The 23,999-nt window shown below is 70.2% G+C and carries 16 protein-coding genes, 1 tRNA gene and 1 pseudogene; 10 read left to right on the top strand and 8 right to left on the bottom strand.

Features of this window, described 5'->3' with window-relative positions; genetic code table 11:
• The first annotated feature begins 85 nt into the window (after positions 1-85).
• Together ACH35V_RS32785 and ACH35V_RS32780 are read left to right on the top strand one after the other, a co-directional pair.
• Complete coding sequence (locus ACH35V_RS32785) at positions 86-1,903, top strand: HSP90 family protein (RefSeq protein ID WP_395978443.1); 1,818 nt, start codon at positions 86-88, stop codon at positions 1,901-1,903.
• Positions 1,903-4,362 (top strand): hypothetical protein, encoded by a 2,460-nt coding sequence (locus tag ACH35V_RS32780; protein WP_395978441.1) that lies wholly within the window; start codon positions 1,903-1,905, stop codon positions 4,360-4,362. The genes ACH35V_RS32785 and ACH35V_RS32780 overlap by 1 nt, the downstream gene beginning before the upstream one ends.
• Before the next feature lie 82 nt (positions 4,363-4,444).
• Here ACH35V_RS32780 and ACH35V_RS32775 read toward each other — a convergent pair whose 3' ends face one another.
• The 5 genes from ACH35V_RS32775 to ACH35V_RS32755 all read right to left on the bottom strand — a co-directional run bounded on the left by ACH35V_RS32775 (position 4,445) and on the right by ACH35V_RS32755 (position 12,373).
• Positions 4,445-6,262: a M4 family metallopeptidase gene (locus tag ACH35V_RS32775; protein WP_395978439.1), complete on the bottom strand. Its 1,818-nt coding sequence runs from the start codon at positions 6,260-6,262 to the stop codon at positions 4,445-4,447.
• A gap of 268 nt (positions 6,263-6,530) precedes the next feature.
• Positions 6,531-9,353: an AAA family ATPase gene (locus ACH35V_RS32770; protein WP_395978437.1), complete on the bottom strand. Its 2,823-nt coding sequence runs from the start codon at positions 9,351-9,353 to the stop codon at positions 6,531-6,533.
• A gap of 260 nt (positions 9,354-9,613) precedes the next feature.
• On the bottom strand, positions 9,614-10,378 hold the full coding sequence (locus ACH35V_RS32765; protein WP_395978435.1) for a crotonase/enoyl-CoA hydratase family protein: 765 nt from the start codon (positions 10,376-10,378) through the stop codon (positions 9,614-9,616).
• A gap of 8 nt (positions 10,379-10,386) precedes the next feature.
• Positions 10,387-11,160, bottom strand: coding sequence for an SDR family NAD(P)-dependent oxidoreductase (locus ACH35V_RS32760; protein WP_395978433.1), 774 nt, complete (start codon positions 11,158-11,160; stop codon positions 10,387-10,389).
• A 139-nt stretch (positions 11,161-11,299) separates the two neighbouring features.
• The gene (locus tag ACH35V_RS32755; protein ID WP_395978431.1) at positions 11,300-12,373 is read right to left on the bottom strand and encodes an alkene reductase; all 1,074 of its coding nucleotides are present in this window, start codon (positions 12,371-12,373) and stop codon (positions 11,300-11,302) included.
• Positions 12,374-12,482: 109 nt separating this feature from the next.
• On the opposite strand from ACH35V_RS32755, the gene ACH35V_RS32750 reads away from it, so the two are divergent.
• Complete coding sequence (locus ACH35V_RS32750; RefSeq protein WP_395978429.1) at positions 12,483-15,206, top strand: ATP-binding protein; 2,724 nt, start codon at positions 12,483-12,485, stop codon at positions 15,204-15,206.
• Here the strand turns inward: ACH35V_RS32750 and ACH35V_RS32745 are convergent.
• Positions 15,201-15,884, bottom strand: coding sequence for a dienelactone hydrolase family protein (locus ACH35V_RS32745; protein WP_395978427.1), 684 nt, complete (start codon positions 15,882-15,884; stop codon positions 15,201-15,203). The two genes, ACH35V_RS32750 and ACH35V_RS32745, sit on opposite strands and share 6 nt — an antisense overlap.
• A gap of 1 nt (position 15,885) precedes the next feature.
• Positions 15,886-16,284, bottom strand: a complete 399-nt coding sequence (locus ACH35V_RS32740) for a PaaI family thioesterase (RefSeq protein WP_395978425.1) — start codon at positions 16,282-16,284, stop codon at positions 15,886-15,888.
• Between the two features lie 25 nt (positions 16,285-16,309).
• Here ACH35V_RS32740 and ACH35V_RS32735 point away from each other — a divergent pair, with 25 nt between their 5' ends.
• Both ACH35V_RS32735 and ACH35V_RS32730 read left to right on the top strand, forming a co-directional pair.
• Positions 16,310-17,593: a cytochrome P450 gene (locus ACH35V_RS32735; protein WP_395978423.1), complete on the top strand. Its 1,284-nt coding sequence runs from the start codon at positions 16,310-16,312 to the stop codon at positions 17,591-17,593.
• A gap of 43 nt (positions 17,594-17,636) precedes the next feature.
• Positions 17,637-17,709 (top strand) — tRNA-Lys (locus ACH35V_RS32730).
• 286 nt (positions 17,710-17,995) lie between these two features.
• Here the strand turns inward: ACH35V_RS32730 and ACH35V_RS32725 are convergent.
• Positions 17,996-19,267, bottom strand: coding sequence for a tyrosine-type recombinase/integrase (locus ACH35V_RS32725; RefSeq protein ID WP_395978421.1), 1,272 nt, complete (start codon positions 19,265-19,267; stop codon positions 17,996-17,998).
• A gap of 744 nt (positions 19,268-20,011) precedes the next feature.
• Between ACH35V_RS32725 and ACH35V_RS32720 the strand changes: the two genes are divergently transcribed.
• The 5 genes and pseudogenes from ACH35V_RS32720 (at position 20,012) to ACH35V_RS32700 (ending at position 23,990) form a co-directional block, all read left to right on the top strand.
• A complete protein-coding gene (locus ACH35V_RS32720) occupies positions 20,012-20,968 on the top strand; it encodes a hypothetical protein (protein WP_395978419.1) in 957 nt (318 codons plus the stop codon).
• A gap of 20 nt (positions 20,969-20,988) precedes the next feature.
• Positions 20,989-22,146: a hypothetical protein gene (locus tag ACH35V_RS32715; RefSeq protein WP_395978417.1), complete on the top strand. Its 1,158-nt coding sequence runs from the start codon at positions 20,989-20,991 to the stop codon at positions 22,144-22,146.
• 248 nt (positions 22,147-22,394) lie between these two features.
• Complete coding sequence (locus tag ACH35V_RS32710) at positions 22,395-22,622, top strand: IS3 family transposase (RefSeq protein WP_395978415.1); 228 nt, start codon at positions 22,395-22,397, stop codon at positions 22,620-22,622.
• Between the two features lie 29 nt (positions 22,623-22,651).
• Positions 22,652-23,015 (top strand): annotated as a pseudogene (locus ACH35V_RS32705) (IS701 family transposase); the annotation flags it as partial.
• A gap of 324 nt (positions 23,016-23,339) precedes the next feature.
• Positions 23,340-23,990 carry an SMI1/KNR4 family protein gene (locus ACH35V_RS32700; RefSeq protein WP_395978413.1) on the top strand — a complete coding sequence of 217 codons (651 nt, stop codon included), beginning with the start codon at positions 23,340-23,342 and terminating at the stop codon, positions 23,988-23,990.
• The last annotated feature ends 9 nt before the right edge of the window (positions 23,991-23,999 follow it).

Raw genomic sequence — 23,999 nt, 5'->3', positions numbered from 1 at the left:
GAAATCGAGAATAACCGGTTTCGCGACGATGATCGTTTTCGTGGTGGTCCGCCCGGTTGATCAGGGGTCGGTTACGGTGGCTCGGGTGCGCCACAGCTTCAACGTCGACCTTCGGGGGATCGTCGATCTCCTCAGCCGCCACCTTTACAGCAGCCCGCGCGTGTACGTGCGCGAGCTGCTGCAGAACGCCGTCGATGCGACGACCGCCCGCGTCCAGGCCGATGGAGCGTCACCCGGACGCATCCTGATCGAGCCGCGCGAGGCGACCGGCGACGGCACGTTGCGCATTCATGATTCCGGCATCGGGCTGACCGAACCCCAGGTGCACGAGCTGCTCGCCACGATCGGCGGCTCGTCCAAGCGCGACGCGCTCGGGCTCGCACGGCACGACTTCCTCGGGCAGTTCGGGATCGGGCTGCTGTCCTGCTTCCTCGTCGCCGACGAGATCGAGGTGGTGACGCGCGGGCCGGGCGATGCGGCGACCGTCTACTGGCACGGGCACGCGGACGGGCACTACACGGTGTCGGACGGCCCCGCGCGCGAAGAGCAGGGCACGACCGTCACGCTGCGCGCCCGCAGGGACTTCGAGCACTGGCTCGGGACGTCCACCGTCACGGAACTGGCGCGGCATTACGGCTCGCTGCTCCCGTATGAGGTGCGCGTCGGCGACGACACGGTGACGGCCGCGGAACTGCCGTGGCGGGCCCGGTACTCCGACCCGGACGAGCGGCGGGACGTCCTGCTGCGGCACGGCGCAGCGCTTCTCGGGAGGCGGCCGTTCGACGTGATCGACCTCGCGGTCCCCGAGGCGGGCCTGGACGGCGTCGCGTTCGTGCTGCCGTACGAGTCGCATCCCGGCGAGCCGGAAGCGCACAAGGTCTACCTGAAGCGGATGCTCATGGGCGAGCGGGTGGAGAAGGTGCTGCCCGCCTGGGCGTTCTTCGTCCGCTGCGTGATCAACGCGGACGAGCTGCGGCCCACCGCGAGCCGCGAGCAGCTCTACGAGGACGACCTCCTCGCCGACACCAGGACCGCGCTCGGCGAGCAGCTCCGCGCCTGGCTGGTGCGGCTCGCGGCGACCGGGCCCGAGCGGCTCCGCGCGTTCCTCGCCGTCCACTACCGGGGCGTGATGGCGCTCGCGCTGCACGATATCGAGATGCTCCGGATCGTGGACGAGTGGATCGAGTTCGAGACGAGCGAGGGCCGGGTCACGCTGAGCGAGTTCCGCCACCGGCACCGGACCATTCACGTCACGGGCGGGAGCGACGAGTTCGCGCAGCTCGCGGGGATCGCGGCCGCGCAGGGCCTCGCGCTGGTCAACGGCGGCTACACCTACCACGCGGAGATCCTGCAGCGGCTGCGCCTGCTCGACCCCGACCTCGACGTGCGGCGGCTCGACCAGGCGGAGCTCGCGACGCGGTTCGATCCGCTCGATCCCGCCGCCGAGTTCGCGGCGCGCGAGTTCCTCGGCATCGCCGGGGCCGCCGTCGCGCAGCACGGTTGCGAGGCGGTGCTGCGGACGTTCTCGCCCGCGGAGCTTCCCGTCCTCTACCTGGAGGGACGGGAGGCGCGGCGCGCCGCCGACCTGCGGGAGGTGCTGGAGGAGGCGGGGGACGTCTGGGCCGAATTCGCCGACGGCGGCGACGGCAACGGGGGCAATGACGGCGGCGGCCAGGAGCCTGGCGAGGCCAAGCCGCTGCTCGTCTTCAACCATCGCAACCCGCTGATCGCCCGGCTGACCAGCACCGCCAACGCGCGGCTCGTCCGGCTGTCGGTGGAGGCGCTGTACGGGTACGCGCTGCTGGCCGGGCAGCGCGCGGTCCGGCCCGGCGACGTGGCGAGCGTGAACCGGGCCTTCCTCGGGCTCGTGGAGCACGCGATCCACCAGGAGCCCGGGATCTGATGTCCGGCAGGGACGCGCTGCGCGCAAGGCTCGACGCCGCCTACAAGGAGCACCCCGACGACGACGGCGGGGCGGGCGCGGAGTCGTACTGGCGGACGATGCAGGAGATCCTCGGCGAGGCGGAGGCGGTCGGCGACACCGAGCTGCTCTTCGAGGCGCGGCTCGCGTACGCCTGGGCGCTGCGCGGCAAGTCGTGGAAGAAGAGCTCGCGGGAGATCTTCACCGAGTGGCTCGGGCTGCTCCGCCAATGCCTCCTGACGTTGCGGGCGGAGCCGGACCGCATCTGCGAAGAGCACGTCGTCCTGATGTGGAACCAGTTCACGAACATCCTCGACATCTTCATCCGGCTCTATCCGGAGCCGGCCGACCGCGTCCACCGCCTGATCGACGAGCTGGAGCGGCAGTGCCCTCCGTCCCGGCACGAGGTCCTGTACGTCCTCGACATGTTCCGGATGAAGATCGAGGCGCGCAAGGGGAACGTGGCCGAGGTGGAGCGGCTCTGGCAGGATCTTCGGCTCCGGCCGCGGCCGACCAAGCACCTCGTCCAGGACGGCAGCGCGGCGGGCGCGGCGGCCGTGTGGGAGCGGCTCGGCCGGGACGACCTGGCCATCGAGGCCCTCACGCCCGTCCTGACCGGCCAGATCCCGCAGCGCGAGGACCGCGCCTACGGGGACTACCTGCTCATGCCGTACCTGCGCACGGGGCGGCTGGACGAGGCGGTCGCGGCGCACCAGAGCACATACGACCGGACGGGCCTGAAGCTGGAGAGCATCGCGTCCCACCTGGAGTTCTGCGCCCGCACCGGCAACGAGGAGCGCGGGCTGGACGTCATGCACCGCAACCTCGGCCGGCTGCGCGGGACGGTCACGACGGTCGAGGCCATGTGGACGGCGGCGGCGGTGGCGCTGCTGTGCCGCCGGGTGACCGAGCGCGGGCTCGATGAGGAATGGGTCTGGTCATGCGAGGAGGAGGGCTGCGACTGCAACGTCGCCCCTCTGCACTCCTACGCCGAACTCGGCGGGGAGCGCCGCTGGTCGGCGCTGGAATTCGCGCGGAAGCTCGACGAGATGGACGGGACGTCCTATTGCAGCGAGGAGATCATGCGCCGGCTGCACGCCGAGCCGATTGTTGAACATCTCAACATTCCTGCTCCGGACGGCGAGCCCGCCCACCGCAGGAGACCGCGGCTCACCCCGCATCTGACGGCCGCCACGACGGACGAGCTCCGGGACGAACTCGCCCGCGCGCATGAGCTGGACCTCAGATGGAAGCGGGTCGTCCATCTGCAGCGGCTCATGCAGAACGCGTTCGCGACGGAAGAGCGGGACGCGCTCATCGACATCCGCTTCGCCTACCTGGACGAGCTGCTGGCGTACGGGCCCACGGCGATGCGGCCCGACCTGTTCGCCGCGTTCACGGCCCTCATCCGCCTACACGACGCAGACCCCGAACGGCTCGACTCCAAACCGCTCGACTCCAAACCGCTCGACTCTGAGCGGCTCGACTCTGAGCGGCTCGGCTCCAAACCGCTCGGCTCCAAACCGCTCGGCTCCGAATCGCTCGGTTCCGAACGGCTCGACTCCGAACGGCTCGGCTCCAAACCGCTCGGCTCCAAACCGCTCGATTCCGAGCAGCTCGGCTCTGAACGGCTTGACCGGTTGTGGGCGGCGGCGCCCGTTGTCTTGGAGCGTGCTCTGACGCGGGCGACCGTCCACGCCGTGCAGATCCGCGAGCTGATCGACATGCTCGGGCGCCATTGCCGTCCGGGCACCATCGACCTGCATCATCTGCGCTGGTACGCGGTCGAGCTGGAGGTCCGGTGCGGCGACGTGGACGCGGCCCGCGCGGCCTGGGCGACCTTCGAGTCGCTCCCGTCTTGCGACGAGTACGCCACCTGGTCGACCGTCCTGCGCCGGACGGAATGGTGGCTCGATCTCGGCTTGGACGACGAGGTGATCGCGACGGTCGGGCCCGCGCTGTCCGGGAAGGACGGGGAGGAGATCCTCATCGTCCCGTATCTGCGTGCAGGCCAGGACGCCAAAGCGCGCGAGATCCACGAGCGCACTTTCGCAACGGCGGAAAACCCGCGCCAGGTCGCGGCCCACCTGGAATTCTGCGCCCTTACCGGCGATCTCGTCCGCGCCAAAGAAATCATTCGCGGAACCCTGGACATGTTCCACGTCTACTACGACGACACCGAATTCACCTTCGACCGGCTCCGCCCGTGCGCCGCCGCCGTGCTGGCCTGCCGCCTCATCGCGGCCCGCGGCCTGGACGAGACCTGGACGTGGCCGGAGCACGATTGCTGCCCGGCCGAAGAAGGCTGGACCTACGCCAGGCTCGCCACCGACTACCGCACCGAGCTGAACCTCTTCGCCCTCAGATGGCAGGAGCTCACGGGCAGCGATTTCCACGTCCGCCGCATGAACGCGATCGCCGACGCCCGCGCGTCGGTGTAGGGGCAAGGAGAAGCCGCGGTGCTCGTGGGCAGAACACGAGCACCGCGGCCCCGGAAAGGAATCCCCTACATCAGCGCTGCTGTCAGACCGCCTCCCACAGGGCCGGGACGTTCGGCGGCGTCCAGCCGGGCATGGACGTGTGCGACTGGAGGCAGCGGTACTGCACGCCCTCGTAGGTCACGACGTCGCCGGCGTTGTACGTCTTGCCGTCGGCCCAGGTGGTGTCACCGGGAGGGTCGTTGGGGTCCGGCGGGTCGTTGGGGTCCGGCGCGCGGGTGCCGACGTTGACGCCGGCCCACGCGTTGGCGGTCGCGGTCCACTCGGCGCTGTTCTCGCCGTACAGCCCGGCGGCGGCCGCGAGGGTCGCGCGGCGCGCGTCGGCGAAGTTGGTCGTCGGGCGCATCTCCTCGGTGAGCGCCTTGTACCAGATCGCCGCGGCCTTGTCCCGGCCGATGCCCGTCACCGGCTTGTTGTCGTACGTCGGCGAGTTGTAGGTGACGCCGTTGATGACCTTCTGCCCGCTGCCCTCGGACAGCAGGTAGTAGAAGTGGTTCGCGATGCCCGAGGAGTAGTGGACGTCCACGTCCCCGGCGCCCGGCCGCCAGTTGTCCAGCGAGTTGCCGTCCTGGCTCGGCTTCGCCATGTAGCGCAGCGGCGCCCCGGTGCCGAAGATGTCGATCTTCTCGCCGATGTGGTAGTCGCCGACGTCCGCGGGGTTGTTCGACCAGAATTCCATCGCGGTGGCCAGGATGTCGGACGTGGCCTCGTTCAGCCCGCCGGACTCGCCCTGGTAGATCAGCCCGGCCGTGTTGGACGTGACGCCGTGGGTCATCTCGTGCCCGGCCACGTCCAGGGAGGTCAGCGGGTTGCTGTTGCCCTGGCCGTCGCCGTAGGTCATGCAGAAGCAGCCGTCTTCCCAGAAGGCGTTCACATACGACTGGCCGTAGTGGACGCGGGAGTACGCGCCGACCCCGTCGCCGCGGATGCCGGACCGGCCGAAGACGGTCTTGTAGTAGTCCCAGGTCTGGCCCGCGCCGTAGGCGGCGTCGACGCCGGCGGTCTGGCGGTCGCTCGCCGCCCCGCTGCCCCACTGGTCGTCGGTGTCGGTGAACAGGGTGCCCTTGCCGGACTGGGCGCCGCGGAGGTCGGTCGTCTCGTGGTTGCCGCGTCCGGCGTCCTTCAGGGTGAAGGACCCGCCCGACTGGGTCGTGCCCAGCTCGACGGTGCCGGAGTACATGCTTTTGCCGGTGCCGGTCTGGACGCCCTGCCACTCGATGATCTTCTTGCCGGTGGCGGCGTCGGTGAGGACGTGCAGCCGGTTGGGGGTGCCGTCCTTCTGCGTCCCGCCGACGACGGTCTCCCAGGCCAGGACGGTGTTGCCGGCCGCGTCCATCCAGACGACCTTGCGCGGCGCGACGCTGCCCGCCGCCTTCGGCGTGGCCGGTTTGGTGGACGCCAGCGCCGCCGGCGCGGTGTTCACCTTCATCGGCCGGGTGGACGACTGGGTGACGCGCGCGATGGAGCCGGACGGGGCGCGGTGGACGACGATGTCACCGCCGATGACGGGCAGGCCGTCGTAGGTCTGCGTGTAGCGGGTGTGCGTGGTGCCGTCCTGGTTCTTCAGGACGCTCTTGGCCTTCAGCTCGACCTTCTCGCCGAGCTTCAGCTTGGACGCGGTCTCGTCCTGCTGCGCCTTGGCCTTGCCGACGAGCGCCTTGTACTCCTTGGCGCTGACCTTCGCCGGCAGCTGCCCGGGGTTGCCCTTGGCGGGGGGCTTGGCGGGGGGCTGGGCGGTGGCGGGTGCCGCCTGCATGCCGAGCACCGCGACGGCGGCGACGCCTACCAGCGCGGTGCTCGTGGTGACGCGCCTGCGGGCGCGCCTGGGGGAGGTGGATCTCACGCGGTGCTCCTTGTCTGCCGGCCGCGCGGGGGAACGGCCGAAGGGGGGCTCGCTCCGCAGGGCACGTCGCGCCCGCGGAGCTCCGGAGTGCCGGAGAATGGTTGACTCGGGAACGATCGCACGCATTGGTGGGCATGTCACCGCAAAGTTCGCTGCGGGACGCATCCATAGGGAGATCGACTCCAGCGCAAGGGAAATCCCTACATCCCCAAGGGGTGGACGAGGGTCCGCCGAAAAGGCAGGGTGACGCCTTTCAGAACAGGAGCGTCTAGCGGGAGAGGGTGGCGCCGGGGCCTTCCAGGCCGCCGCCGAGGAGGGAGCCGAGCTGCGACCGGGAGCGGATGCCGAGCTTCCGGTAGATGCGGGTGAGGGACGCCTCGACGGTCTTCACGCTGAGGAACAGCCGGTTCGCCACCTGCTGGTTGGTGGCGCCCTGGCCGACGAGCACCGCGATCCGCCGCTCGCCCTCCGTCAGCGCCGCCTGCGCCACCGCGCCGAACGGGGCGGGGCCGTCCTGGAGGCCCATGTCCAGGCGCGCGAGGCGGTGCCGCGCCTGCTCGGCCCAGGGGCGCGCGCCGCACCGCAGGAAGATCTCCAGGGCGTCGGCCGCGGCCTTCCGGGCGGCCCCGGCGCGCCGCCTCCGGCGTTCGATCCTGGCCTGTTCGAGCAGGCAGTGGCCCATTTCGAGGGGCTGGCCGAGCCGCTCGAACAGCGCCGCCGCCTGCCGCAGGAGCGCGACGGCGTCGTCCGGTTCGCCGCGCGCGCCGAGCACGCACGCCTCCGCCCGGTCCAGCAGGCCGGTGACGCCCGCGCCCCGGGCCCGGCCGCCGATCACGGCGCGGGCCGCGCGGACCACCTCCTCCGCGCGCTCGACCTCACCGAGCGCGACCAGCCCCTGGGCGAGGTCGCCGTGCCAGCGCAGGACCATCGGGCAGCGCATGCCGCGTCCCCGCTCGTCCGGCGCGGAGCCGAGCGCGTCGATGCGCCACAGCGTGTCGACGCCCGCGCGGACGTCGCCGATCCGCATGCGGGCGACGCCCAGGACGTGCAGCAGGCGGCTCTGGAAGATGACGTCGTTCTCCTGCTCGGACGCCCGCAACCCCCGTTCTGCCAGAGACACCGCACGGCGGATGCTGCCGCCCGCCAGCTCCGCCAGCGCGCCCTGGTACCAGGCCGGGCCGGGGCTGAGCGCGGCCTGCTCCGCGATGCGCATGGCGCGGTCGGCGAAGTCGAGCGCCTCGCGGCAGCGGCCCGTCCGGGCGGCGACCTCGGACAGGTTGCGCAGGACGTGCACGACTTCCTCGCCGGAGCCGCGCTCGACCAGCGCCAGCATCCGCAGCAGTTCCGCGCGCGCTTCGGGCAGCCGGTCTTCGGCGATGGCGCAGTAGGCGGCGATGTAGCGGGGCGTCATGTGCATCTGGCCGTCCAGCGGCGGCTCGGGCAGGCGCTCGGCGCGTTCCAGGTCGCTGACGTAGTCGTCCCTTCCTTCGACGAGCGAGATGTTCGCGCGCAGGGCCAGGGCCTTGGCCTCCAGTGCCGTGTCGCCCGCCTCCTGCGCGTGCGCGAGCGCGCCGTCGGCCTCCTGCTCGGCGAGGTCGGGCGCGCCGTTCAGCAGCGCGCCCAGCGCCATCCGCAGGCGCAGCGGGCCCAGCAGCGCCGCGTCGCCGTCCGCGTCGACGAGCGCGGCGGCGAACACCTCGCCCATCTCCGCGAGGCCCTGGCCCGACAGGTCGAGCAGCGCGAGCCTGACCCGCACCCGCTGGGCGCGGGTCGCGTCGGCGGCGAGGACTGCCTCCGCGACCCGGTGCACCAGATCGGGCAGACCGCCGTTCGCGCCCGTCTCCGCCGCCGCGACCAGCCACTCCAGCCGCTCCGCCGCCGGATCGGCCGGCGACCGGTCGGCGGCGAGCCGGTACAGCTCGGCGGCCATCCGGTGCGACCCCTGCCGGACGGCCTGCTCCGCCGCCGTGACCAGCGAATGCGCGAGCTCGGCGTTCGGGCCGGGGTCGGCGAGGGCGCGGTGGCGGGCGCGTCCGGCCGCGTCCGGGACCACGGCGGCCAGCGCCCGGTGCACCCGCGCGAGATGCTGCGCGTCGGCGGACTCGGCGAGGACGGTGCCGACCGCGGGCGGCGTGAACCGGATGCCGCCGCCCTCGGTGATCAGCAGGCCCAGGACGGCGGCGCGCCTGATGTCCCGCGCGGCCTCGGCCCGTCCGGCGCGGGCCAGCAGGTCGGTCGTCGGACGGATCGCCAGCGCGGCCATCAGCAGCGTCTCGTGCGCCTGCGCGGGCAGCCGCGCCAGCCGCTCGGCGATCACGGCCTGGACGCGCTGCGGCAGCGGCGCGGGACGCCAGTGCCGCGGGATGCGGTCGGTGAACGCGCCGCCGAGCGCCAGCGCGAGGTACGGGTTGCCGCCGGAGTCGGAATGCAGCGTGTTCACGACCCGGACGGGAAGCCCGTAGCTGTCGAACATCTCGGCCAGCTCGTCCGGCCCGAGGGGCGGGACGGGCAGGTGCAGCGCGTCGGGAGCGGGCGCCCAGGGCGTGCTGCCTCCGTCGCCTGCGGCGAGACCGTCCGGCCAGGGCCCGGCGACGACGGCGCGCACGCCGCGGGACCCGAGGCGCCGGACCGCGTACCGGACGGCATGCACCGACTCCGTGTCCACCCACTGGGCGTCGTCCACGAGCAGCAGCACCGGGCGGTCCCCCGCGCAGCGCGCGAGCAGCCCGCGGAACGCCAGCCGGCAGGCGACGTGGTCCATGCCGGACCGGTCCGCCGACGACCGGCCGAGGGCCCGCTCACCGGTCGCCGCCGGATGCGGCGCGGGAAGCCCGGTCAGCCGCTCGCGGGGAAGATCGGCGGTGACGGTGTCGGGGAGCTGGTCGAGCAGCTCGGCGAGCCCCGAGCAGGGCACCCACCGCTCCGTCTCCGTCCCGGCGACCCGCAGGACCAGTTCACCGCGCGCGGCCGCGGCGGCACCGGCGGCTTCGAGCAGCGCCGTCTTGCCGATGCCGCTGGGCCCCGTCAGAACGACGCTGCCGTTCGCGGCGAGCCGGGCCTCGATCGAGGCGAGCAGTGCCGAGCGCCCCACCAGCGAGGGAGGTGCTCCCTTCCGACCTGCCGACGGCGCGGCACCGACGTCCATGACTCGCTCCCTTCCGGAGGATTCGGACGCCGAACCGACAATAACCACCACGCGGGGCACTCACAACGGCCACGTTCCGCAGTGGACTGTCCGCAAACCGCACTCCTTCGCGAAACACCAGGTCCGGCTTTCGCGCCCGTCCTCGGGACGCGATGACGCCCGGAACCGGTGGGTTCCGGGCGTCATGATCTGGCGCGTGGACGGGTTTACTCGCCCGACCAGTTCGGCTTGCGCTTCTCGGCGAAGGCGGCCGGGCCCTCCTGGGCGTCCTTGGACACGAAGACGGGCAGGGTGATCTCCTGCTGCTTCTGCCACATCTCCTCGGACGTCCAGTCCGAGGACTCGTGGACCACCCGCTTCGTCGCCGCGAGCGCCAGCGGCGCGTTCTCGGCGATCTTCAGGGCCAGCTCCTTCGCCCCGGCGAGCGCGCCGCCCGGCTCGGTGAGCCGGTTGACGAGCCCGAGCTCCGCCATCCGCTCCGCCGGGTACTTGTCGCCGGTGAGGGCGATCTCCATGGCGATGTGGAACGGGATGCGCCGCGGCAGCCGCAGCAGCCCGCCGCCCGCCGCGACCAGGCCGCGTTTCGGCTCGGGCAGCCCGAACTGCGCGTCCCGGGCCGCGACGATCATGTCGCAGGACAGCGCCAGCTCGCAGCCGCCCGCCAGCGCGTAGCCCTCGATCGCGGCGATCAGCGGCTTGGCCGGCGGGCGCTCGGAGATGCCGGCGAACCCGCGTCCCTCCACGACCGGGGTCTCGCCCGCGAGGAACGCCTTGAGGTCCATGCCGGAGCAGAACGTGCCGCCCGCGCCGGTCAGGATGCCGACGGACAGGTCCTTGCGGGAGTCGAGTTCGTCCACGGCGGCCGCGATCCCGCGTCCCGCCGCGCCGTTCAGCGCGTTGCGCGCCTCCGGGCGGTTGATCGTGATGACGAGGACGCCACCGTCTTCCTCTGTCAGAACAGCGTCGGACATTCAGGGCCTCACTTGGGCTGGAAGCGGATGCCGCCGTCGAAGCGGATGGTCTCGCCGTTCATGTAGTCGTTCTCGATCAGCGACTTGACCAGGTGCGCGAACTCCGACGCCCGGCCCATCCGCTTCGGGAACGGGACGGGCGCGGCGAGCTTGGCCTTGAACTCCTCCGCCGCCTCGCCCTGGCCGTAGATCGGGGTGTCGATGATGCCGGGGCAGATCGTGTTCACCCGGACGCCGATCGCGGCGAGGTCGCGGGCGGCGGGCAGCGTCATCCCGATGATGCCGCCCTTGGACGCCGAGTAGGCGACCTGCCCGGTCTGCCCCTCGATCCCGGCGACGGACGCGGTGTTGACCACCACGCCGCGGGCGCCGTCCGCGTCCGCGGGCTCGGTCTTGGCGATGGCGGCGGCGCCGATCCGCATCAGGTTGAAGGTGCCGATCAGGTTGACCCGGATGACGGTCTCGTACTGGCCGAGGTCGTGCGGGCTGCCGTCGCGGTTCACCGTCCGGGACGCCCAGCCGATGCCCGCGCTGTTGACGATGACGCGCAGCGGGGCGCCGGTGTCGACGGCGGCCTGCACGGCGGCCTGGACCTGCTCCTCGTTCGAGACGTCCGTCTTGACGAAGACGCCGCCGATCTCGCCGGCGACCGCCTTGCCCCGGTCCTCGTTCAGGTCGGCGACGACCACCTTGGCGCCTTCGGCGGCCAGCGCGCGGACGGTGGCCTCACCGAGGCCGCTCGCCCCACCGGATACGACGGCGGAAACTCCGTTCAGGTCCATTAGCAGCACCTCACGTGTGGGACCGAATGTGGTTCGGGGTGATGGTACCCAGACACCACCGCGCCGCGCCCGAGCGGGGTCACCAGGCGGTGACGCTTCCCGATCTCCGGGCGGGCGCGGGTCAATCCCTCGCTCGGGGTCAGTCGAGGGTCGGGTAGTCGGTGTAGCCGCGGTGGTCGCCGCCGTAGAAGGTCCTCGGGTCCGCCTCGTTGTAGGGGCCTCCGGCGCGGATGCGGGCGGGCAGGTCCGGGTTGGCCAGCCACATCTCGGCGAACGAGACCGCGTCCGCGACGCCGTCCCGGAGGGCCTCGGCGCCATATTCGGGCTTGGCGGGGAAGGAGTCGGGGGTCGGGTGCGGGTTGAGGATCAGCGTGCCCGGCCATTCGGCCCGGATGCGCCGCGTCGTGCCGCGGTCGCCGACCTCCATGATGTGCAGGTAGGTGAGGGTGAGCGGGGCGAGGGCCGCGACGAGCGCCGAATACAGCTCCGGGGTGTCGCTCTCGCTGACGCCGTTGGCCGTGCCGCCGGGCGACACGCGGAAGCCGACCCGTTCGGGCCCGATCGCCTCGGAGACGGCCTGGGCGACCTCGACGGCGAACCTGATGCGGTTCTCGGGCGTCCCGCCGTACGCGTCGGTGCGGGTGTTGCTGCCGTCGGCGAGGAACTGCTGGATCAGATAGCCGTTCGCGCCGTGCACCTCGACGCCGTCGAACCCGGCGTCGATCGCGTTGCGCGCCGAGACGGCGAACTCCGCGACGGCCTGGGCGATGTCGTCCAAGGTCATCTCGCGGGGGACGGGGTGGTCGAGCATCCCGTCCGGGGTGTAGAGCCGCTCGCCCGACGCCAGCGGGGACGGGCCGAGCGGCAGCCCGCCGTCCGGGTACAGGACGGGATGGCCGACGCGTCCGGCGTGCATCAGCTGGGCGAAGATCCGTCCGCCCGCGGCGTGGACCGCGTCGGTCACCGGCCGCCACGCCTCCACCTGGTCGCCGGAATGCAGTCCCGGCGTCCAGATGTACCCCTGGCCCCGGACGCTCGGCTGCGCCGCCTCAGTGATGATCAACCCGGCGGCGGCGCGCTGGCGGTAGTACTCGGCGGTCAACTCGGTCACCTTGCCGTCCTCGACGGCCCGGCTCCGTGTCATCGGCGCCATCACCAGGCGGTTGGACAGTTCCAGCTTTCCCGCCGACAGCGGCTCGAACAGTTCTTCCATGACGTCCTCCTAGCCGTGAAGCGTGTTATCGCTGGTCAAGAACGTAGGAGCCGCCGACTACGGGGCGAATCCGTACGGATTCGGTAGTTCGCCCCGTAGTTTGGGATGCGTGCTCTACGGGCGGAACGACGAACAGGCACGGATCACCACGCTGCTCGCGGAGGCGCGCGGCCATCGCCGCAGCGGCGCGCTCGTGCTGCGCGGAGAGGCGGGCATCGGCAAGTCGGCCCTGCTCGCGGCGACGGCGGCGCTGCTGCCGGCTGAGCGCGTCCTGCGGGTGACGGGGGTCGAGGCGGAGTCCGGCATCGCGTTCGCGGGGCTCACCCAGTTGCTGTGGCCCGTCCGGGACCGGCTGGACGGCCTCCCGCCCCCGCAATCCGCCGCGCTGCGTTCCGCCCTCGAACCGCTGGACGGGGGCTCCGCCACCGCACCGGGCAGGGACCCGTTCACGACCGGCCTGGCCGTCCTCACGCTGCTCGCCGACCTAGCCGACCTCACCGACCTTTCCGACCTCACCGGCCCTTCCGCCGACGGCGGCCCGCTGGTGTGCCTCGTGGACGACGCCCAATGGCTCGACACCGCGACGGCCGAGGCGCTGCTGTTCGCGGCGCGGCGGCTGGCGGCCGAGGGCGTCGTGATCCTGTTCGCCGCACGGGACGACGCGTTCACCGGCACGGGCCTGCCCGAGCTGCGCCTCGAACGCCTGGACGGCGACGCCGCCGAACGGCTCGTCGCGTCCCGCGAACTGGCGCCGGCGGTCCGCGCCCGGGTCGTCCGGGAGGCGGCGGGCAACCCCCTCGCGCTGCAGGAGCTGGGCGCCGCCGGGACCTTCCGGGCGGACGGCCCCGATCCGCTGCCGGTCGCCGACCGGGTGCTCGGCTCGTTCCGCGACCAGATCGGCCGGCTCCCCGAGGCCACCCGGCTGATGCTGCTGATCGCGGCGGCCGAAGGGCGCGGGCACATGCCGAGCCAGCTGCAGGCGGCCCGTTCCCTCGGCGTGAGCATCGCCGACCTGGAGGCCGCCGAACGCGCCCGGCTGGTGGAGATCACCGGGCGCACGATCGCGTTCCGCCACCCGCTGATCAGGGCGGCCTCGTACCACGGCGCGGTCGTGGCGCGGCGCATCGCCGTCCACCAGGCGCTCGCGGACACGGCCGACGACCTCGACTGCCGCGCCCGGCACCGCGCGGCCGCCGCCCTGGGCCCGGACGAGGACGTCGCCGCCGACCTCCGGGACGCGGCCGAACGCGCCCACGGCCGCATGGGCTGCACGACGGCGGCGGTGCTCTACCGGCAGTCGGCCGACCTGACGCCCGACCCGGACGTCCGCGCCGCCCGGCTCGCCGCCGCCGCGTCCCTGACCCTCCAGGCCGGACGGCTCGACGAGGCCGAGGACCTCGCCGTCCAGGCGGAGAAGCTCACCCGCGACCCGGCCGAGCGGGCCCGGCTCGCCCGCGTCCACGCCGCGGTCGAATATGAGCGCGGCGACCCGCGCGCCGCCGCGCGCATGCTGGTCGACCACGCCGCCGACGCCGCGCCCGGCGACCACGCCGAGATGCTCAGGACCGGCGCGGTCTACGGGTGGACGTCCGGCGAACTGCCCGCCGTCCTGCGCGCCGCGGAACTGCTCCCCGGCGACCGGACGGTCCAGGGCCTCGCCTCCCTGGCCGGAGGCGACCATGCGCGGGGCGTCCCGTCACTGGCGGAACTGGTCGACGAGACGCGCGGAGGCGGCCCGGCGACCGGCGTATTGCCAAGCCCTCGCCAGAGCGTCGAGAACGCCCCCGGCCATCGCGTGCTGGGCGCGCAGCTGGCGCTGGTCATCGGCGCGGACGAGGCGGCGCTCGAACTGTCCGCCGCCGAAGTCGCGCACTGCCGCCGGCACAGCCTGATCGGCGCGCTGCCAAACGTCCTGCAAACGCTCGCGCAGGCCCAGATCGCGGCCGGTCTGCACGCGGACGCGGAGGCCACCGTCGCCGAGGCGATCGCGCTGGCCCGCGACACGGGCCGTCCCCACCGGGAAGGACGCCTCGGCGCGGTCCTGTCCCGGATCGCGGCGATCGAGGGCGACGAGGCCCGGCTGCGCGAGCTGATCGCGCAGGCCCCGGCGCCGCACGGCGGCCTCGCCGACAGCGCGCTCGCCCTCCTCGACCTCGGCCTCGGCCGCTACGACGACGCGCTCCGCCGCCTGGACGAGATCGCCCACGGACCCCGCCGGCACAGCACGGGCAGCCTGCTGTCCGCCGCCGACCAGGTCGAGGCGGCCGTACGGTCAGGACAGCCCGAACTGGCTCGCGCCGCCTACGCGCGTTTCCGCGCCTGGGCTGAGGCAGGCAAGCAACCGTGGGCTCTCGCAGTGGCCCTGCACTGCGAAGCCCTATTGGACGACAGCGAAGAACCCTACGAGCGAGCCGTCCGGCTACACGAGCAGTCGACGCGCCCGTTCGAGCGGGCCCGCACAGAACTTCTCTACGGCGAATGGCTGCGACGGGCTCGCCGACGCTCCGACGCGCGCGTCCCCCTGCGCTCAGCAATGGAAATCTTCGAACGCCTCCGCGCCGCACCCTGGCTGGAACGCGCGCGCGCCGAACTCCGCGCCACCGGCGAGGCGGGGACGTCCGCGCCAACCGCCCCCGACCTTCTCGACCGCCTCACCCCGCAAGAGCTCCAGGTCGTCCGGCTGGCGGCCTCGGGGACGAGCAGCCGGGAGATAGCCGCACAGCTCTTCCTCAGCCCGCGGACGGTCGAATACCACCTCTACAAGGCGTATCCCAAGCTCGGCATCTCGTCCCGCAAGGAACTGTCCCGCCTCGCTTTGGAACCGTCGCTATGACAGCGTCCGGGCAAGGAATTCCTCGGTGAGCCGCCAAGCCCGCTCCGCCGGCTCCGGCTGGTAGAACATCGGCGCCTTCCGGTTGTGGAACGCGTGCCCGCCGTCCTCCTGGACGTGGATTTCCATGCCGTCCCGTCCCTCAACGGCACGTTCCACTTTGGCGACGTCCTCGCGTGGGATGTACGGGTCGTCCCCACCGAAATGGAACTGCGCCGGAGCGCCGATGCCGTCGATCTGGTCCAGCGCGCCCGGCACACCCGACCCGTAGAACGACACCAGGGAATCGACCTCCGCCCTAGCGGCAAGCAGGTACGCGAGCGTCCCGCCGAAGCAGAACCCCAGAACACCCACCTTGCCCACGCCGGGCAGCCCCTTCAGAACCGCCAGCGCCGCCTCCGCGTCCTCCACGCCCTTCGCCCAGTCGAACTGGGAGACCATCGACCTCCCCTTGGGGAGCGCCTCCTCGTTATGAACGACCTTCCAGCCCGGCTCGATCCGCCAGAACATGTCGGGCGCGGCCACGACATACCCGAGCGCCACCAGATCCTCGGCGACCGCCTGCAGATAGTCCCCGACCCCGAAGATCTCCTGGACGAGCAGGACCCCCGGCCCCTCCTGACCCCACACATGCAGGTCGAACTCGCCGTCCGGGACTGCCACCCTCTCGATTCGCGTCATGTCACCCGATGATCGCGTAGACCGCGGTCGCCTGGGCGACGATCTTGGAATCGGCGGTCATGCCGATCTCCGCGAACGCCAGCGTCCGTCCCAGCTTGGTGAGCCTGGCGTGCACCAGCACGTCCCGTCCCACCACGGGCCGCTGGAACGACGTGCTGAGCTGCACCGTCGTCATCGGCACGAACGCGCCCTTCGCCGCCGACACCGCGATCACCACCGCCGTGTCGGCCGCCGCCATCAGCGCCTGCCCCGACAGGGCGCCGCCTTCCCGCGCCAGCCGCTCGGACCACGGCAGCCGCAGCACCGCGCCGTCCTCCCCCACCTCCTCCGGCACCAGCCCCAGCTCAAGGACCCAGGGCGCGAAGTTGTCGCGCAGAATTTCTTCGGGCTTCACCGTCACACCCGACATGATGCACGCTGAGGGCATGCACGAGGAGATCTTCCTGCCCGCCACCTACGCGTCCGGGGTGCCCTACGACACCTTCAGGAAGCTGCGCACCGACTCCCCGGTCGCCCGGATCCCCGAACCACCCATCGGCCCCTGGCCCGCGGGCCCCGGCTACTGGGCGGTCTTCCGGCACGCCGACGTCAAACACGTCCTGCGCTCCCCGGACCTCTTCTCCTCGAACCTCGGCGCCACCCAGATCCGCGACCCCGACACGCCCGAAGACCTCGCGTTCGTCCGCGCGATGATGCTCAACCAGGACCCGCCCGACCATTCCCGCCTCCGCCGCATCGTCGCCGCCGCGTTCACCCCCCGCGCCGTCCGCGCCCTGGAAGAAACCATCAACACCAGAGCCCGGACCCTCATCACCTCGGCCCTCAACGAGGAGACCGACTTCGTCGAACTCGCCGCGGACCTCCCCGTCTGGACGCTCGCCCACATCATGGGCGTCCCCGACTCGGACCGCCGCCTCCTCTACGACTGGGCGTCCCGCGTCATCGGCTACCAGGACGACGAATACGCCGGCATCTCCTCGGACCCCGCCTCAATGACGCCCCTGGCCCGCAAAGCCATGGAGCACCGCCCCACAACCCTCACCCACCCCGACGGCCGCCCCATAAACCCGCGCTCCCACACGGCCCTCGCCGACATGTTCGCCTACGCCCACGCCCTGGCCGCCGAGAAACGGCTGCACCCCTCAGCCGACATCATGTCCCGCATGCTGGAGGGCGGCCTCACCACCCAAGAGTTCGAGAACATGTTCTTCCTCTTCGCCGTCGCCGGAAACGAGACCCTCCGCAACGGCATCCCCGGCGGCCTCCTCACCCTCCTCGACCACCCGTCCGAACTGGCCCGCCTCCGCGCGGACCCGTCCCTGCTCCCCTCGGCCATCGAAGAGATGCTCCGCTACTGGCCCCCGGTCATGGACTTCCGCCGCACCGCCACGCAACACACCACCCTCGCCGACCAGGAAATCCCCGCCGGCGACAAGGTCGTCGTCTACCACGCCTCCGCCAACCGCGACGAAACCGTCTTCCCCGACCCCGACCGCTTCGACGTCACCCGCACCCCCAACGACCACGTCAGCTTCGGCTTCGGCCCCCACTTCTGCCTGGGCGCCCACCTGGCCCGAACCCAGATGCGCGCCGTCTTCCGCGAACTCCTCCCCCACCGCATCACCCGCACCGGCGCCCCCGTCCGCCTGGCCTCCAACTTCCAGAACGGCCTGAAGCACCTCCCCCTCCACATCTCCCCCACCCCGTAACCCCGTCGCAAACCCCCCATCGATCTCGGTACCCTTGCGGGACGGGTTGCTAGCTCAATTGGCAGAGCTCCGGACTTTTAATCCGTAGGTTGTGGGTTCGAGTCCCACGCAACCCACCCACGTTGACCAGGGCAAACGCACTCCAGGACGGCCTCGGCCGCTCCGGCCTGGGGCCGCACTGAGGCCGTCCTGGGTCCCGGGCATTCCAGGGTGTACCGGACAGCCGCCCGACGTCCCGCCCGGTCGGCGGTTCGCCTCCCCGCCGGGCATGACTGATCACCGCATCGACCTGGGTAGGGCGACAGGCGAGGTCTATTCAGTTAGCCCTTTCAAAGTCGTCGACGAGAGACGAGGGAGCCGAAAGGCTCTAGAAGTGCGCAATCACCGGCTGACGGCCGAGGTTCAGCGTCGCTGCGGGCGACCTATCTGGCGTGCGGGGTGGGCCGACGAAGTTCCGGGACGCGATGCCGTCTTCCTGCCGCGACGGCGCTTCATCCGGCCGGGTGTTCGGCGACGGGTCCGCTTGGTGCCCGGGACTATGCCTCGCGCCTTCATGACGTGGGTGGCGGTCTTCTCCGCAGCACGGTGCGCTACCTCGGGCAGAACAGAGGTGTAGGTGTCTGCCGTGAGCACGATGCTGGAATGGCCGAGCATGTCCTGCACCACCTTGAGTTCGACCCCGGCCGCGAGAGCGAGCGTGGCGGCGCCGTGCCGTAGGTCGTGCAGCCGGATCGGCGGCAACCCGTGCTCGGCGATCAACGCGCGGAAGGTGCAGCTCAGCCGATCAGGACCCAACGGATCCCCGCCGGGACGAGTGAACAGGTAGCCGCTGTCCCGATAGCCCTCCCCCGCCTGTTGCCGTTCGGCTTGCTGGCGGTCACGGTGGGCGCGCAGGGCGCGGACGGTGGTGCGGTCCAGCGCGATGACACGCGCGCTGGAGGCGGTCTTGGGCGGGCACACCGTCAGATGTCCCTGGTGCTGTTGGATCTGCTGGGTGATCATCGCGACGCCCTGGTCCAGGTCCACGTCGCACCAGCGCAGCCCTGCCGCTTCTCCGCGCCGCAGCCCGCGCAACGCGATGAGATGGTAGGCGGCGTACAGGCGATGGTCCTCGATGGTGTCGAGGAACTCGGCGGTCTGCGCCGCCGTCCACACCGCGACCGGCGGACGCTCCCCCGTCCGCTGCCAGTGCTGCACACGTTCCGCGGTCCACACGACCGCACGCGGGCGCCGGGCCGTCGGCAACTCGACCCGGGACGCGGGATTGTCGCCGATCAGCCCTCGGCGGATGGCGGCGTTGAGGGCGGTGCGCAGCGTCGCCCGGATCCGGTTCAGGGTGGCCGGCGTCAGCGGCGTTCCTCGTGCTTGGTGGTGGCGGGCGATGCTCGCGAACACCGCCTGCAGGTGCGCGACCGACAGCTCGGCCAGCACCACCGTGCCCAGGTAAGGGGCCAGGTAGAGACGGACGTGGCTCGCGTACCCACTGATGGTGGACGCCGCCCCGGTACGGGTGACGAGCCAGTGGTTGAGCCACTCGCCCACCGTGACCAGCCCACCACCCGACCCGGACGGTGCGCGGAGCTGAGCCAAGGCCTCCTCGGCCGCCTTGCGCGTGGTGAAGCCGCCACGGCGGATCCGCCGACGCCGACCATCAGAACCGACCGGCAACTCCAACCGCAGATACCAACTCCCATGCCGTCGGCCGGCCGCCAACTTCAGGCAGTGGTCTCCCCACGCCTTCCCCGTCCGCGAATCCACACACCCGCATCGCCGGTAGATCCCACCAGCACTCTTGGTAATCGCCATGCACGCTTCGTACACCAGCCCGAACCGCACCGTGGCGAGCTTCCTGCCACACGCCCAAATCAGAACGGCCCTACCAGGAGCAACCACCACGATGCTCCCCTCCCCGCCGTGGCCACGCAGGTCTCGAACCGCTTCACACAACCCGGTACAGCTCATACCAGCGACCTGAAACGAGTGGTCCAACGGACATTCCGATGAGCACCGTGTTCGCTGGAGCCGTCGACGCATGGTCCGCAGAGTCGACCCGCCACTAGCCTGCCGAGGCGCATCATCGGCCGTCGTGGATGACTGCTTGCAGGTGTCTCCCGAGCGAGGATGACGTCGCATCCCGAGTTGGGTTATGCTAGATGCGAGGCAGGGTAGCTTCCTGCCGAGAACTTCATTGACGTTGGGCTGTCTAGGCGCTAGGCGCTAGCCAGCCAGACGGCAACCTCGGGACGAGTCACAGCAACGCAACCGTCGCGGTGCTGGTGGACAGGGTCCCCCTACGGGGTGTGGCCGGAGCGGTTATCCGCAGAGGCCACGCGAGCCACTGCCAAGACGCGGCAACGACATGTTTCACCTCAGATAGCCCCATCACCGGGGCTATCTCACGTTACGGGGAGATGTGTCATGGCCGATTCTGAGCTGCCAGACCTGAGGAAGACCGCGTTCGCAACGCTCGTTGATGTCGTGCGGGAGTGGCGCGCAGCCAGTCGCATCACAACGAGCGCGGGAGTCAAGCCGGCATTCGTCGAGGCGATGAATGGCAAGACTGAGCAGGACCTCGGGTTCGAGACCTGGCGCGAGTTCATCGAAGCCGCCGTCGCGGGCGGTCATGTCCAGACCGAACGGTTGGCAACCAGCCACACAGCCATCCTGCTGCCTGACGAGGGCCCCGCTGTGGTCGCGACTTGGCCGGAGAAGCGGACCGCAGCACGGCGTGGTTCCGAGGCCACGCAGACTCAGTTTCGACTCAAGCCTGACGTATGGGCGGCGTTCGTTGAGTGGCAAGAAGGGCATCGGAGGCTCTGGGACTCCAGTACTTGCAGGGCTTTCGTCTTCCCACTGGATGAGAACGGGGAACCGGCCTGGGCTTCACGACCTGACCGGTTCCGTGAGATTGAGCCCGTGACGGCCAAGTCACAGAAAGAGTGGATGCGCGAGTGGGCGCTGACGTGTCAGGCCGCTGATCGTGAGGCGTTGCTCGCGGCGCTGGCACCTAACGCGCCTCTGCGTTCCTTCCGCCATGAGCTTGATGCGCGAGGATTGACATTTGAGTGGCGCGACGAGCTGCAGCGCAGAGTCGGGAACCACGTGCGTGAGTGGGCAGAAGCGCAGGGGGTTGCCTGGCTCGACCTGACGGTCCACAGGGAAAAGGGGTACCCGACCACGGCGCCTAGGAAAAAGCAGCGGAAAGCGCAAGGCAGAACCACCACGGCAACGCTGGAAGCAGAGCAAAGAACTACCGTTGGTGGCAGCGATCTTGAGCGGCTGCGTGAGATCGTCCACCGTGCCGTCGATCGTATGTCATACGCGGAGCTCGCGGCCATCCCTATCCGCGCCGAACACCTGCTCGGTGATCGGTAAGTGACGTACGGTATCCGAATATGTCTTCGATACGCGGCCAGGCCGCGTGCAGCCTTAATCTGCTGATTCGGCGGGCAGGTCTGCTCGAGGAATTGAGCGGAGACCCGTCGGAGCTCGTCCTTGGCGAAAAGCACGCAGACTCCCTGCTGCGCCAGGGGCTCGAGCGCAGAAGCGATGCAGGCTTCTTGGATCGACTCCACGGAGACCTTCGGGACGCCGGTATCTCCTCCGGGGAGGCGCTTGCCTGCCTTCGGAGAGTGGTCAACGCGCCCGGGACAGCTCTGATGAGAAGGCGGAGCAGCGGAAAGGAATATTTGCAGGCAGTCCTCATGAAGGACAGTGATACCGAAGACGGATATCTCGTCACAATCCGTGTTGCTACGGATGCGGGAAAGCCTCCGCAGGTCGTGGAAGCTACCGCGGACCTGCTGCCGGTGAGCATCACTGATCCGATGGATCACGCTGGACTCGCCGAGTACTTGGAGGACTGGTGGCGCGAGTACAGGGTTCGCGAAATTACGCTACCTGAACTCGCCCAACCGAAGGTGCTGCTGTGGCTTGGTGATCCGCGCACCTCCGGATATCTCGATGTACCGGCTGATTGGGAGGCTCGGTTGAGAGTGGCTGCGTCCGTACTCGGACTGCGTACCCATATCATCAACAACTCGAATCAGCTACACGCGCGGCGGGCTCAATTGATCTCGGAAGCCGACGTCATTTTTCTGCTGCACGGTTGGCCTCCCGGGCGGCGAGCCAAAGAGAGCATTCCGGGAGATCCGCTGGTCGTGGGCTCTGCAGGCTCCTCGTTCCATGAGCTGCTCATAGCCACTCGGCGGGGGCTCCTCGCCGCCGCTCTCGGAACGGAGCAGAATCCATTCGAAGCCCGAGAACTGTTGTCGGGCGAGGTCGTTTACCACAGGAAAGTGGAGAAGCGCGGCAAGAATAAAAAAGGCAAGGCCCCCGACTACGACCACTTCGACGCTGGCTCCCCTGAGCCGTGCATGCACGGCGCCGATGGATTCAAACCTTTCAAGCACGCAGACAAGGCTGCGAAGGGTATGGCGCGACGCTACCTCAACTTCTACGACGGAGACGTCCAGTTGAAACATTGCGGAAAATATCCGAACTGCGGCGTGTATGCTGTCGAGCGCCGAGGAAACCAGCCAGACATGGACTGAGCAAGCGTCTACTTAGCGCAGGGGCTTAATGGGTGGCGCCCAGTGCTGCAGGAGTAGTCTGCGCTAGACTCGCGGGCCATTTCAGGTTTCCGGACATCGGCATGTGCGGATGTTGTTACCCACCCGCGGGTGCACCTGTCCAGTAGTGAGTTGCACTGGGCGAGAGTCCAACTACGTGGCAGGTACGGTCCCAGCCCTCGCGATGCTCAGGGCCCGAGCGCGCCAAGGCCTCCGGACGAGTGGCCTCGATGGGTTCCATCGGAGACTGCTTCGACAACGCGGTCATCGAGTCGTTCTGGGGCCGGATGCAGGTCGAGCTCCTCAACCGGCAGCGCTGGCGCACCCGCATCGAGCTGACCAACGCGAGCTTCGAGTACCTGGAGATCTTCCACAACCGCCGACGCCGCCACGGTTCGCTCGGGATGCTCAGCCCCATCGAGTACGAAAGACTCCACTCAGCCCAACTGCCCGCATGAGATTCCGGTATCCCAACACCACGAATCTCGGGGCACATCAGCGCAGGTCGAACTGGGCCATATCGGACATCCGTCGTTGCGGCGCCCCGGCTGGGGAAACTGGCTGTTGGCCCAGGCAGCGTCACCGACCCTTCTGACCTGGCCTACTACATCTGCTTCGGCCCGGCCGACACCGGCATCGCAGAATTGGTGCGAGTAGCCGGTAGCAGATGGGCGATCGAGGAATGTTTCCATGCCGCCAAGAATGAGACCGGCCTGAAGCACTACCGAGTCCGCGGTTACCAAGCCTGGTACCGCCACGTCACCTTGTCGATTGCGGCTGCAGCCTTCCTGGTGATCGTCCGTGATGCTGCCGCAAAAGGGGGACACCGGAAATGGAACAGTCCAACCTGATCCGGTTGAGCCTGAACGAGGTACGCCGCCTGTTCAACCGCACTACCGCTCCGATCACCCATACCAGCAGCCACGTCCTGCACTGGTCGAGGTGGCGGCGACATAGCCGGATGCGCGCCAGGAACGGCCACTGCAAGAGACGCACACATCACAACCTGTCGTTGTCGTACTAAGACCTTCCAATCTGGATCCGCTGATAAAAGGCCCGGAAGGATTGACAAATAAAGCGGCCGACATCGAAGATGAAAGGAGTTCACTTGATCTATGGGCCTCAATATTCGGCCGAGGTGGACCATTCTGTGGATGCCCGGCTAGCATCACCATATGAGTGATCATGCTGATGGTGTGGAGCGGCTGGCGGCGGCCTGGAGCCGGATCGAAACCTGGCTGAGGGCACACGCCCCGGCTTCAGCCGCGCTGCTGCGCCCGCCCGCCGGCGACGCCGACCTCGCCGCGGCGGAGGCGGCCATGGGGGTGGCGCTTCCCCCGACGCTGGCGGCCTGGTACCGGATCCATGACGGTGTGGACGAGGAGCGCACGCTCGATACGGCCGAGGTCGCCGGGATCCTCCCGTCGAACAAGACGATGCTGCCGCTCGACAAGCTGGTCGCCGAATACCGGACGCACACCCAGGACTGGGACGATCGGGAGGCGGGCATCCTGCCGTTCGCGCGCACCGCCGGGGACACCTGGTACGGATGGTATGCCGATGCGCGCGAGGGTGAGCCGACATACGGCACCCTCGGCAGCTGGGCGGTCGATGAGGCGGACGAGCCCTACCCGGGGCGCTCGGACGCGTGGTCCCTGCCGGACTGGCTGACGGAGATCGCCGCCGTGCTCGAAGAGGGACGCCCGATGAGGCTGCCCAACGGCACCGAGCTGCCGGGTGACCGGCCCGCGCTGCACCAGAACGGCCTGACGTGGGTGAACCCGGAGTATCCGCACAGCGCCGTTGTGCTCGTCGGGCCCAGGTGACGCAGTGGG

This window comes from Actinomadura sp. 1N219 (assembly GCF_044326405.1).
Taxonomy (GTDB): domain Bacteria; phylum Actinomycetota; class Actinomycetes; order Streptosporangiales; family Streptosporangiaceae; genus Spirillospora.
Note: the sequence above shows the minus strand (reverse complement) of the source record. Positions and strands in the feature narration are given on the sequence as shown.